Raw genomic sequence first — 11,808 nt, 5'->3', positions numbered from 1 at the left:
TGTAATAGGCGAAATCTACTAGAAGTTTAGCAGGCCCTTCGATAGATAGTTAGAAATCAAGGATCCTAAAACAAAAGTTCAAACTCCTTGGACATACTCATGGAAATATTCTATCCTTATTCAGGAAAGGATTTTCAAGAATATAAATTCTTATATCCACCACCATTGATAAAGTGACCAGTAAAGAATGTTGACCACGATGGTCATAGCAGATAGACTGGTCAAGGCTATCAGGAAGAGACGGCCTTTGCTCAATCCTTTTCTAGCCTTTGTCAGGAGTGGATAAACTGCACAGCCTGCCAAGACTAAACCTAGACCAGCAAAGACCATAAAACGCCAGCTAGCCAAAAAACTCACATCATTGACAGCTATTGCGCTGAAGAAAAGAGCGAAATTCACACCAAAAGCCAAAGCAGCCAAGGAGGTTAGATAGGTCCAAAGCCGGAGTCGTTTTGGAGTTTTAGACCGTTCTTTCCTGAATATTAAACGGAAGAAATCTAGAACACTACAAAATAAGAGTTGAAGCAGACTATAAACAACTGCAATTACCGCCAAAATCAGTATTACCTGCTCTTGCAGCACATCTGTATCCTCCACCTTGAAAGTGTCTGCGTAGGCCGTTGTCACTTTTTCTGTTTCCCCTTGATGACTGATAACCGCATATTTCTGTGCCAAAAGCGGGTTCTCCGCAGATTTCTCCGTAAATTGGGTATAGGATAGAGCTTTGGTAATGGAGAGAGGACCTGAAGCAAAATACCGTGCCGGTCTGTAATACCCAGCCTGAAATGTATCAAAAGTCGCTGCATCCGTCTCTTTCTTAGCACCAAAAACTAGTGTTGGCATATCATAGTTATACACTTGCTCATGATCTTGATTAGTCATAATAACCATGCCTATCCCGTTTTTTAAATCCAGAAGAAGTTGGGAAGAATAACCTATCGAATTACCACTATGACCCACGACCGTCGTGCTATACTCTTGAGTCCAAAAACCATGCATATTGAGTGGTGTATCTGTTCCTGGATAGACTGAAGTCGCTGTGTAAAGGGTCTCCCAAGTCTCAGGCCGCTGAAGGAGCTTTTCTTTTTTCAAAAGAGCCATGGCAAACTTCTGGAAATCCGCCATAGTAGAGACTGCCTGTCCCGTCGGATAGAGACCTAGATAAGAATAGGCTGTTCCCAACGATGTCTGTCCATCCGCATTGTACGAAACTTCTTCTAGCCGTTTCTGATAAACCTTAGAATTTTCTTTAAAGTCGGATGATAGAGCAGTATCCATCATACCCAATGGTTGGAAAATATGCTCATGGACATAGGCCGAAAAATCCTGACCAGATACTCGCTCAACAATATAAGCAGCTAAACCTGCACTAAAATTAGAATATGCCGTCATGGTACCTGGCTCATAGGATTGCTCAGGCTGATTTTTTGATAGAATCTCCTCAATGGATAAGCCTTTATCTTCCCTAACTCCATGAGTTGACTCGCTAAAACCTGCCTGATGATTCATGAGGTGGAGCATAGTGATGGGCTTGTCGTAGCGCAGTGTCTTGAGGAATCCCTCTGGCAGATAGGTTTGGATGTCTGCTTCCAAATCAATCTTGCCCTCTTCCCAAAGTTGCATAATCGATACCCAGATTGTTAGTTTACCGGTCGAACCCCACTCAAAGACGCTATCATTATCAACCTTTATTCCCTTCTCCTTATCCATATAACCAAAATTTCCCTGATAAATGTTTCCGTCCTTATCAAAAACAGCTGTTGACATACCAGCTGTGGTATCTTCATGTGCTTTGACAAAGTCCTCTATTTTCTGGCTGATTTGATTGCGCTCTGTGCCAGATGGCAGATTCTGCTCCTCAGCCAAGATAGTAGCCGGTTGAAATATGCCCCAGCTTGTCAACAGTAACAGAAAAATCGCAGTTATTTTTTTCATACAATATTCCTTTCTAAAAAGTATGATATTAGCCCTAAAATCATTTCTCTATTTGGAGAAAATCAAAAGGGCACCCCCTATTATGCAAAAAAGAAGATAGGCTTTCCATAACCTAACCTTTCATTTCAGCTTTTAAACTTACATTTTTGTCACTTAGCATGAAGGAATATTTTTCTAACAATTAAACTGTGCCGAATGTTTCTTTTATTCAGAATCAAAAAAACCGGAAACAAAATCCGGTTCTAATTATTTATTTCCTAAACGTCAGGGTATAAAATTTCCCATCCCAAAGGAGTTTTAACTCCTTATCCCTAACCCCTGCCGGTATAACGGCCTCTAAAAAGATGAGAATTTTTCAATTGTAATTCACCTGACTGCCTATCTATATCTTTTGCTAAACCATAGGCTTTATAGAGGACTAAAAGACTAAAAGCAAGCTCAAAAGCTAGAATTATCCGACCCCAATAAGTCTGATTCGCTGGCAGATTCCACAAGAAATGTAAAACAAAAGGCAGCATAACACAAAATAGGCCATAAGCAAATACAGATTGATTCTTCTTATGATAGTATAATATCAGTGCAAGACCGAAAGTAAGCAAAGATGTATATAGCCCGTGAGACATAAAAGCCGGAACTAAACGGCTTATGACTTGTGATAGAGAATCAGCCAAACCACGGTCTACATTATTAGCAATCCAAACAAATTGTTCTTGAATTTCAAATCCTGTACCCGCAGCATAGCCCAGCAGCAATATTGATTTTAGATTTTTTACTGGAACAAAGTAATAGGCGAAGACTACTGCTAGAAGTTTGGCAGGCTCCTCAATAGGCGGAGCAACAACAGAGTCCTGAATGATATTCACCCAGGAAGTCTTAGGAAAGTTACTTTCTAATAAATAAGTCAGTCCCCTATCAGCCGTACTAGATAGAAACTTCGACAGGAAAAGTCCGCCTATCAGTGCTAATAAAATAGCTGCCAAGGGGGTCTGCCATTTTTTAGCCAAAAGAAAGAGCAAAAGAAAGACTGGAACAATATAGAAAATTTCTAATAAACTAGCTACTCCCACTATCCCATAATCAGTACCTGACAAACTATAGGAGATATAAGGTTCTGTAACGACTCCTAGTCCAAGTATCACTAGAAAAAAGTAAATAAAAAGAATAAGTCTTTTCTTCATTCCTTTACCCCCATTCTGAAATCAAGGAAATGGTTGTTACCAATGTTTAAGTCTTGTTTTCGATCAAATTTTTTGGCAAAATGAAAAGCTTCGTAAAGAACAACTAAACTGAAAGAAACTTCAAAAGCAATCATAAGGGGACTGAAGGATAAGTGACCGTTTGGTAAATTCCATAGAAAATGCAAAACAAAAGGCAAAATGAAACAAAATATTCCTTTATAAAATACTGATTGATTCTTCTTATAATAAAGTAGCATGAGTATTAAGCCAAAAGCCGTTAAAGTTGTATAAAGCCCGTGAGAAGTCAAAGCTGCGAAAATTCTCCCCAGAGCCTGAGAAATGGAATAAGCCAATCCTTTATCTAAATTTTTAGCAATAAAAGTGAACTGCTCCCTAATCTCGAATCCTGTCCCTGCCGCATAGCCTAGCAACAGTATAGATTTTATATTTTTCACAGGCATAAAATATATTGCCCAAACAACAGCTAATAACTTGACTGGCTCCTCAATAAATGGGGCTACTAAAGAATCTTTAAAGATATTAAAGAATGAGTGGCTAGGAAAAGTTGACTTTAACCAAGCAAAAATGCTCTCATCACCAACTATAGCAAAAAAACTGGATAAAAATAAGCCACCTACAAAAGCTAGCCAAAGAGCAACAGAAGGTGTTCGCCATTTGCGAGCCAAATAGGCCAATAATATTATAATAGGAACAATATAGAAGAGTTCAAGCAGACTCACTACACCAACAATCCCATAATCTTTTGCAGACAAACTATAAGATAAGTAAGGATTCATGGATAATCCTAACCCAAGACAAATCAAGGATAGGTAGCTAAATAAGACAATATTTTTCCTCATAAAAAGCCTCCTTTTCAAGAAAAACTACAAAAAGACTTATTCGAAAACGAATGATTATCATTTTTTTGCTTAAAATTCATCGAATTTATCCTCTTGAAAATAATGTAGTTGACTGCTTGTAGATCAGATTCTTAAAATCAACCGTCAAAAATTTTTGAATGAAATAGTAAAACATATTACTAATTTCATTCTAGCAAAATATTAAAATTTTAATCTTACATAAATCTTACGTTCCAAACTTATAATCTTACAGTATTGTAAGATTGCAAACATAAGCAATTCTAATATAATCTGTCATTTCATTTCCGGTGTCAATTTATTGTAAAAAGTTTAAACTTTCTTTAATCCCTCATATTAAATATTCTAGAATACAAACATCAATTATTTTTCAAAAAATTTGCAGTTATTTTTTTCATACAATATTCCTTTCTAAAAAGTATGATATTAGCCCTAAAATCATTTCTCTATTTGGAGAAAATCAAAAGGGCACCCCCTATTATGCAAAAAAGAAGATAGGCTTTCCATAACCTAACCTTTCATTTCAGCTTTTAAACTTACATTTTTGTCACTTAGCATGAAGGAATATTTTTCTAACAATTAAACTGTGTCGAATGTTTCTTTTATTCAGAATCAAAAAAACCGGAAACAAAGTCCAGTTCTTCTGATTTATTTCCTAAACGTCAGGACATAAAATTTTCCGTCCCAGAGGAGTTTCAACTCCTTCTCCTTGACACCGGCCGGTATAGCGGCCTCAATTTCTCCCAAATCAACGGTAGCGTCCTTAAAATAGTCCTTGCTGAAGTGGTTCTTCTTATATTGCTGGTCCACATAGTCTGCCGTCTCGTCTGAAATCATAATCTTAGTTCCTGGCTTAGCCACCCGCAGCATTTCCTGCATAGCCTTGGCCTTATCGCTAAAGAAATTAATCCCACCGATATGATAAACGATGTCAAAGCTATTATCCGCAAAGGGCAGGTCCTCTGCACAAGCATGAAAGAGCTGCAGATTGGTCTTCTTGGCGCAGGATTTCTGGCATTTTTTCAGCATGCCTATGGAAATATCCGCCCCGACAAAGTCTAGGCTTTTCAGTTCAATATTCTTAGGGATGTAGCGCAGGTCGTGGCCTGTTCCGATAGAGACATAAAGAATTGACAAATGGTTCTTCCATTCTAATTCTGCCATCAGATCTCTTCTCAACTTGTCGACTGTCTTGCCATAGAGAAGGCCGCCAAGCCATTTCTCACTCATATCATACCAGCGAGCAAAACGATTGTACATGTTCATATACTTGGCATTGTCCCCTGAGACATAGTCCGGATTCAGCGCCAGATAGATGTCTCCGTCTTTTTGAAGATCCTCTAACTTCAATCTTGGCTTCAGCTTCTCTTGTATTTTTGTATCTGTCATATCTTCTGTCTCCTTTTTCTATTTGCCATTTATTATAGAGGATTCTGAGACAAAAACAAGAGGTTTTCCGTAAGTGGCTGCCCAGCATGAGTAACTGGAAGAAATTGCTAAGTAAGCTGCAAAAAAACTAGACAAAAAATGTGCAAACAAAAGAAGATAAAGCATTCTGCTCTATCTTCTCTTTATTTATTTGCTCAGTCGAGTCTTACGGTAAAGTCCTAAAAGAGTCAGAACTACCAGACCAGCAAGAACTAGTCCAAGGCTTTCAGCAGAGCCAGTCGCAGGAAGAACTTTTTTAGATTTTCCTTGACCGTCTGCTGCTTTATCAGAATCAGATGATTGATTTGGTTTAATACCGCCTTGAACTGCTTTATCAGGCGTACCAGGTTCAGCTGGTGCCACTTGGTCAGTAATGAACAACTTGCCATCTGTATATTCTACAGCATTGCTATTGGCGTCTAGAACTGTTACAGTGCCATCTTCATTGACTTGGAAGACAATATCAGTCACAGCCAGATAACCTGTCGGAGCCGCTTCCTCATGGAAGGTGTAAACACCTGGCTCTAGGTTAATTTCTTTAGATTTGTCAGCTTCTGAAGTCCAAGATGCGACAGGACTGCCCTTGCTTTCCCGCCCCTTGAAAATTTGAATCTGAGCACCGGCAATTTCCTCACCAGCTAGATTGACCTTACTGAACGTTACCTGTTTATCCGTTGGAGTTTGAATTTGCTTATTGACCACATTGACTGCAACCAATCTGCTATCTCCAGAATCTCCAGATGCCGGACTGCCTACGTTCAAAGTCTTACCAAAATCCGTCGGACTAATCGTAATATCCTCTGTCAGGCGGTCATAACCTGCTGGAGCAGTCGTTTCACGCAGGATATAAGTGTCGCGCAGAAGATTACCAACTTCCGCATTCCCATCCGCATCTGTCGTGATTGTGCCAACCACCTTATTGGTCGCTTTCCGCACCACTTCAAAGACTGCACCGCTCAGAGAAGCATTAGACTCATCTGTCTTGTGAACCTTAACCTTGAAGTTATAGCCTTCGGACTTTCCGCCAGCAATCTGATAAGAGTACTCGTTGGTGACAGACACTGTCTCGGTATTGTTGTAGTTCATGGTAGCCTTATTTCCTACAACCTCTCCATCAGCCAAATCATAGTCGGCCAGCGTCTTGTACTCAACTAGGTAGCCGAAGCCTTCTACATCTCCGAAGTTGATTGTCAAGCTATCGCCTTCAGCGCCAAAGGTCATCTTAGACTGGAAGTCTGCTGTTACATCTTCAGTCGAATCACGCGCCCAATCTCCATTATTCCAGCGCCAAGAAACCTTATACACTCGCACAGAATCTTGAACAATCTTAGCGTTTGTATCACCCAGCTTGTCCGTCACAGAGACATTTTTGTAGTTCCCCATGTTGCGGTTAATGGCTACATTGTAGCGGATTTCATTCTTAGCATCAGCGTCCCATTGAAAAGCACTTTTTTCTAGCAGGGACTCATACTTTTTCGGAGGTCCATTATAGTGAATGCTGCCGGCTGGAATCCTATTATTGCCTACCGTGAAAGTAGCTGGAATATCCCTTTCCTCTGTGACAACCTCGTGGTCAATCCGCGAATAAAAGAAAAACTCGCCTCTGACACTGGATTTCTGCTCCACATAGTCTGTGTATGTCAGTGTGATGGTCTTGGCATCGCTATCCAGGACTCCATTAGCTACCAGAGCTCCGTTTTCATCCTTAAGCTCAATAGCTGAGGAATTCCCAAAAGTAAATTCATTCGGCAAGCGGATCACTGTCGTATCACCCGCATGGGCTTGGTTGTCCGGCAGGGCAAACTTAGCATAGACACGGAAAGTCTGCCAGATATCAACACCATTGGTCAGCTGCTCACCAGAGTTAGTGGTGAGATGCATCTCAGTGATGACATCATTAAGTTCCGCCGCCTGAGCCTTAAGGGTTCCAGCTAGGAAAGGCAGGAACACGCCTAGACAGAGAATGATGAGCTGAAACCATACTCTCAGTTTTTTATTCATGCAATCTTCCTTTCTCACAAGTAAAATTTGTTTAAAAGCACAGCGTATTGGCAAGCCAGTCGAACAAGCCCTTTTCATGTTCTTCTGCCTTTTTGACAAACACTGGAAAGACAATACTAATTCATTGTACCATACTAACTATTAAAAAACTATAGGAATGCTCACAGGGTTTTATCATAAAAAGAGAGTGGGACAGATATCGGGAATTCGTTAGAATTCGATTTCGTCGTCCCACCTCCGCACAGTTGAGTAGGGCTGTAAAAGCTGATGAAATCAGCGTAGTAGAGCCCACTCAACCACTGCGTCTTGCTCGACAATCCAAAGACAATTGAGAGGCTAGGACTTTTGTTCCAGCCTCTATTGATACGTAAAACAGGCCAAAAGATGACCTAAAATCATTGAACAACTTCAGCTCTTCTATTTTGACAAAAAGTCAATCTTTCTGTGACGCACTGGAAGTTGCATCTATCTGATTCTGATCTGTTTCTTCTTGTTTGGAAGAATTTCTTTCCGTCTTATCTGAAGTGTCAGGCTCTTTCTGTACATGCCCGCAGGCCGTTAGGATAAAGACAGAAATCAGAGCCAGAAACAAGCTACCAATTTTCTTGAACCTAGACATACGAGTCCTCCATTTATGCGAAACTTGATGAGACTAGCACTTCGCCAAAAATGCCTGCACAGTCTTGACATCTTCTGGACTACCGCCTCGGTCAATATCACAGATATGCTGGAGCCCATATTTTTCAATAATCAAGGCAGTCGCCCCGCAGAAGGTCCGGCCATGTTTAACAGAGTCACCATTGTTAACAAAACCTCTAATCAGCCCAGGATGTTTCTTGATAAAGCGTTTGGTAGACCAGGGAATTTTCCCAGCACCAGCATTTCGAGTAATGAGAATACAGGGCTCTTCCAGTTTCTCCTTGATGGTCTGGGTCGGATAACCCAGTGATTCTGCAAATCGTTTACCAACACCAGTATTTGAATCATAAACTACAATCATCTTCATCACCTACTTTCTTAAAAAAAGGATAGCAAACCAAGCCGCAAAGCCTAAAACCACAACATCAGAGATGAGCATAAGCATGAACTCCAAATCTGGCATCATGTGAATATAAATCAGCAATGACAAAGCTGTCAAAGCCAGTGCTATCAGCTTAGCAACTACCGGCAAGCCCGGAATCAAAGCTGCTCCGATTAGGACAATGATGAGACCTCCGACTAAAAATGACTGAAAATCCACACTTAAACTAAAACCAACTGTCACACCGCCGTAGCCAATGATCAAAAGACCAATCGCGACTAGACAGATACCCAAAATAGCCATTCCACTCATGGCAAATCCTCCTTGCTTGTTCATTCTTTTCCTCACTTTCTATTTTTTTAAATGAACACTTCTAAATATTCATTCAAAACCTTCTGAAAAATAATTCACTTTATCTAATTAAGTTGCTTTCCATTTCCGAATCACAGGACATAACCCATCACCTCCTTTGTTCATGAATGAATGATTTTATAAATTCATTCGTACCTGCTTTTAAGAAAAGGAATTTCCTCTATTTGGAAAAAATCCCCTTAACAAAATATTTCACTAAAGTCTCAAGACTATCGAAGTAGCCTGAAAATTCCTGCTCTGTGACATGCATGTCTATGTAATAAATCAAGTCATAAACCTTCATAATCTCAGCTATTTTCTCCTTCGAAAAACCCTCTTCCTGCAAGCGCTGGCTGAAGGTCTGAATCAGAAACTGATGAAAGGCATTGGACGCTCGTCCGGAATCCTGATTATAGTAATCGTGCAGAAGCTGAGAAATGCCTGGCTTGTTCCACTCAGCCAGAATTTTATTGGGTGAAATCAACTCAAAAGTGACTGCAAAAAGCTGTTCAACGATTGCCTCGGGCTCGCCCTGCCAATCTACGCGTTGCATGATTCCCTCACGTATACGGTTATTTTCAGCTACATAAACCTCCAAGAAGATAGCTTCCTTGGACTCATAATACTTGTAAAAGGATCCGACAGCCATCTGACTTCTCTTAGCAATATCAGAAATTCCAGCTGCCTTATAGCCTTTTTCCGCAAAGACTTCCCTAGCCGCAGCCAGGAGCTCATTTTTTTTATCCATTTCTATGCCTCTTTCATGAATGAATTAAACATTCCATTCATTCATATTTTAACACATTCTTGCCATTTGTCAAGCATTTATGCTATACTATACAAAAAAGATAGTTTGCTAATCAAATTATTTTTTTATACTATATTTTAGAGGTTGAGCTATGCTCAAGGAAAGACGTAACCAGGGTACCATCGCCCTACTGGTAATTACTTTTATTTTTCTAGTTGTTGCTGCAGTAATGGGCTTTATCCAATACCAAAAGGTCAACACCAAGACCGCCTATGACCGAAATAGCGAGTCGGGAGCAGATTCAGCAGTCTATGCTGAAGTGTCATATATTTTCCCAGAGGCCCTGATTGAAGTAGAAGATAATACTCAAGTTTGGCTGGTTGCCTACCAAGACGGATATGTTGGTCTGCAGGCTAAAAAAGGGGACAAGCAGATTGCCCAGCTCTTGGAAAAAGAGAAAAAGGGTGAGCTGGAAAAAAATCCTGTCCGAATCGTTGGCTCCTACGTTAATGCTAACTCCCCTAAAAAAAATCAGGGATATATCTCTAATTATGGCAGCCTCGTTCGCGGTCTCCTAGCAGACAATCCCGAAGTCATCACAGTAATGTCAAGCAGCTCCTATATATCTATCACAGAATTTGAATCTGACAATCTTGCATCCATGTTCTACATTCTGTTTTTGCTTGGACTCTGTGTTGTCTTTGTCGTCATTGCAATCATCGGCCGCAAGAAAAATATCGCTGCCTACGAAGAAATCTATGCAGCCTATCCAGAGGCCAAGGACAATCTCAATATCCTGCTGGAGCAAGCTTCTTTCCACGACGATGTGCTGAAAATTGCTGTTTATAAAGACCATCTCATTACCTACTATCGAGGTTTCAAGGCAATTGATCTCAAACAGGTCGTCCATCTCTACCACCACATTCTCACCATGCATCGCGGCTTCGTTGCTTCAAACAGAAACTCAACCTTAGTTGCTATTCGAAACAATCAAAAGAAATACCAAATGCCTTTTAAGAATATTGGTAAAACAACAGACACCAAACTCCAGTCAACCTTTGACTATCTCTACAACCACTTCCCTCATATCCGATTGGGAGTGTAATATCACATAAAGAGGCTGGGACAAAAGTCCTAGCCTCTCAATTGTCTTTGGATTGTCGAGCAAGACGCAGTGGTTGAGTGGGCTCTACTACGCTGATTTCATCAGCTTTTACAGCCCTACTCAACTGTGCGGAGGTGGGACGACGAAATCGAATTCTAACGAATTACCGATTTCTGTCCCACTCTCTTTTTAGATACAAAAAGACAGGAGCAGGATACGATCCAGCTCCATTTATTTTTATGATATGCTTGTCAGAACATTTTTTAGTAGATTAGTTGCCTTCTTTTTCCTTTCTGCGCCTAGCCAAGGCGCTGTTAATCTTCTTGGTCTTAAGATTTGTATCCAAGTAACGAAAGAGCCATACAAAGAGATAAATCAGAATAAAATTAAACCAGAAATGCCAGTTGGCAATTAAAAATCCCCAGTTATTGTAGACCATGAAGCAGCATACCAAGACTGCGACAGCGACAAAATGCAGTAACATCGAGACTGAAAAAGAGAAGCGGTCTTCAAGAGTTTTTAACATTGAACTGATGAGTCCGATCAAGCCGCTCATCACCATGACACTGATGATATTACTTGTTGTGGGCGGATGTTTTTGAATAGAGAGAGCAAGGACAATCAGATAGACTGCACTCCCTGTCTGGATGCCCATCAATATAGCGTGTAGACATTTTTTTATACTCATCACTTACCTCCTAGATTCCCAGATATTCCATCAAGAGTTTGACATAGCGACGGCTGACTTCGGTTTTGATTTGATTGGTAAGCTTGGCCGTCATATTGCCAGAAAAGCTGTCAGACAAGGACTCCAAATGGTCAATATTGATGACAGCATGCCGGGAAACCTGGATAAAGTTCGAGCTGCTAATCCGCTGCTGAAAGCGAGTCAAGGTCTCTGTCGTCTGGTAAATGCCTTCTCTACTGTAAATCATCAGAGTTGTCTGGTTGATGTCTGCTAGGATAATATCTTCTGTCCTCAACATGACCAGTTTATCGTCCGACTTGATAGGCAGGACACCACTTGGCCCAGCCTTATACTGCTCTAAATAATCTAAGATGGCCTTGGCTTCTGCCCCTAGCTGGTCTGCCTTGACCACAACCAGCGGATCCTTGGATGAAATGGTTGGATCTGTTTCAAATTTTGCTTGCAAGAGGAAGCT

12 protein-coding genes and 1 pseudogene are annotated in these 11,808 nt (G+C 40.6%); 1 reads left to right on the top strand and 12 read right to left on the bottom strand.

From position 1 onward, the window contains the following. Nucleotides 1–150: 150 nt before the first annotated feature. The 10 genes and pseudogenes from RWX26_RS02110 to RWX26_RS02065 form a co-directional block, all read right to left on the bottom strand. Nucleotides 151–1,935, bottom strand: a complete 1,785-nt coding sequence (locus tag RWX26_RS02110; protein WP_314578714.1) for a serine hydrolase domain-containing protein — start codon at nucleotides 1,933–1,935, stop codon at nucleotides 151–153. 250 nt (nucleotides 1,936–2,185) lie between these two features. Next, nucleotides 2,186–2,275 (bottom strand): annotated as a pseudogene (locus tag RWX26_RS02105) (SAM-dependent methyltransferase); the annotation flags it as partial. Continuing rightward, nucleotides 2,247–3,113 (bottom strand): PrsW family glutamic-type intramembrane protease, encoded by an 867-nt coding sequence (locus tag RWX26_RS02100; protein ID WP_314578712.1) that lies wholly within the window; start codon nucleotides 3,111–3,113, stop codon nucleotides 2,247–2,249. The pseudogene RWX26_RS02105 and the gene RWX26_RS02100, both read right to left, overlap by 29 nt. Further along, nucleotides 3,110–3,973: a PrsW family glutamic-type intramembrane protease gene (locus RWX26_RS02095; RefSeq protein WP_223322377.1), complete on the bottom strand. Its 864-nt coding sequence runs from the start codon at nucleotides 3,971–3,973 to the stop codon at nucleotides 3,110–3,112. Before RWX26_RS02095 ends, RWX26_RS02100 begins: the two co-directional genes overlap by 4 nt. A 666-nt stretch (nucleotides 3,974–4,639) precedes the next feature. Next, complete coding sequence (locus RWX26_RS02090) at nucleotides 4,640–5,380, bottom strand: class I SAM-dependent methyltransferase (protein WP_223322376.1); 741 nt, start codon at nucleotides 5,378–5,380, stop codon at nucleotides 4,640–4,642. 186 nt (nucleotides 5,381–5,566) lie between these two features. Continuing rightward, complete coding sequence (locus tag RWX26_RS02085; RefSeq protein WP_314578708.1) at nucleotides 5,567–7,420, bottom strand: SpaA isopeptide-forming pilin-related protein; 1,854 nt, start codon at nucleotides 7,418–7,420, stop codon at nucleotides 5,567–5,569. A gap of 433 nt (nucleotides 7,421–7,853) precedes the next feature. Beyond that, a complete protein-coding gene (locus tag RWX26_RS02080; RefSeq protein WP_314578706.1) occupies nucleotides 7,854–8,039 on the bottom strand; it encodes a hypothetical protein in 186 nt (61 codons plus the stop codon). A gap of 33 nt (nucleotides 8,040–8,072) precedes the next feature. Next, nucleotides 8,073–8,429, bottom strand: coding sequence for a class Ib ribonucleoside-diphosphate reductase assembly flavoprotein NrdI (locus RWX26_RS02075; protein ID WP_314578704.1), 357 nt, complete (start codon nucleotides 8,427–8,429; stop codon nucleotides 8,073–8,075). After that, complete coding sequence (locus RWX26_RS02070; protein ID WP_314578702.1) at nucleotides 8,430–8,777, bottom strand: hypothetical protein; 348 nt, start codon at nucleotides 8,775–8,777, stop codon at nucleotides 8,430–8,432. A 196-nt stretch (nucleotides 8,778–8,973) separates the two neighbouring features. Then, a complete protein-coding gene (locus tag RWX26_RS02065) occupies nucleotides 8,974–9,540 on the bottom strand; it encodes a TetR/AcrR family transcriptional regulator (RefSeq protein ID WP_314578701.1) in 567 nt (188 codons plus the stop codon). Nucleotides 9,541–9,691: 151 nt separating this feature from the next. Here RWX26_RS02065 and RWX26_RS02060 point away from each other — a divergent pair, with 151 nt between their 5' ends. Further along, entirely contained in the window at nucleotides 9,692–10,645 is a 954-nt protein-coding gene (locus RWX26_RS02060) for a hypothetical protein (protein ID WP_314578699.1), read from the top strand. A gap of 271 nt (nucleotides 10,646–10,916) precedes the next feature. On the opposite strand, the gene RWX26_RS02055 is transcribed toward RWX26_RS02060, so the two are convergent. Both RWX26_RS02055 and RWX26_RS02050 read right to left on the bottom strand, forming a co-directional pair. After that, nucleotides 10,917–11,333, bottom strand: a complete 417-nt coding sequence (locus RWX26_RS02055; RefSeq protein WP_314578697.1) for a DUF3021 domain-containing protein — start codon at nucleotides 11,331–11,333, stop codon at nucleotides 10,917–10,919. Nucleotides 11,334–11,343: 10 nt separating this feature from the next. Then, a complete protein-coding gene (locus RWX26_RS02050; protein ID WP_002905056.1) occupies nucleotides 11,344–11,799 on the bottom strand; it encodes a LytTR family DNA-binding domain-containing protein in 456 nt (151 codons plus the stop codon). Nucleotides 11,800–11,808 lie beyond the last annotated feature (9 nt).

This window comes from uncultured Streptococcus sp. (genome assembly GCF_963536705.1).
In the GTDB taxonomy this organism is placed as follows: domain Bacteria; phylum Bacillota; class Bacilli; order Lactobacillales; family Streptococcaceae; genus Streptococcus.
This window is presented reverse-complemented; position numbering and strand designations above follow the sequence as displayed.

Bases quoted from the DNA above. Each gene is read 5' to 3' on its own strand.
- RWX26_RS02080 (WP_314578706.1), bottom strand. From the start codon at position 8,039: ATGTCTAGGTTCAAGAAAATTGGTAGCTTGTTTCTGGCTCTGATTTCT.
- RWX26_RS02060 (WP_314578699.1), top strand. From the start codon at position 9,692: ATGCTCAAGGAAAGACGTAACCAGGGTACCATCGCCCTACTGGTAATT.
- RWX26_RS02085 (WP_314578708.1), bottom strand. From the start codon at position 7,420: ATGAATAAAAAACTGAGAGTATGGTTTCAGCTCATCATTCTCTGTCTA.
- RWX26_RS02095 (WP_223322377.1), bottom strand. From the start codon at position 3,973: ATGAGGAAAAATATTGTCTTATTTAGCTACCTATCCTTGATTTGTCTT.
- RWX26_RS02110 (WP_314578714.1), bottom strand. From the start codon at position 1,935: ATGAAAAAAATAACTGCGATTTTTCTGTTACTGTTGACAAGCTGGGGC.
- RWX26_RS02070 (WP_314578702.1), bottom strand. From the start codon at position 8,777: ATGAACAAGCAAGGAGGATTTGCCATGAGTGGAATGGCTATTTTGGGT.
- RWX26_RS02065 (WP_314578701.1), bottom strand. From the start codon at position 9,540: ATGGATAAAAAAAATGAGCTCCTGGCTGCGGCTAGGGAAGTCTTTGCG.
- RWX26_RS02100 (WP_314578712.1), bottom strand. From the start codon at position 3,113: ATGAAGAAAAGACTTATTCTTTTTATTTACTTTTTTCTAGTGATACTT.
- RWX26_RS02090 (WP_223322376.1), bottom strand. From the start codon at position 5,380: ATGACAGATACAAAAATACAAGAGAAGCTGAAGCCAAGATTGAAGTTA.
- RWX26_RS02055 (WP_314578697.1), bottom strand. From the start codon at position 11,333: ATGAGTATAAAAAAATGTCTACACGCTATATTGATGGGCATCCAGACA.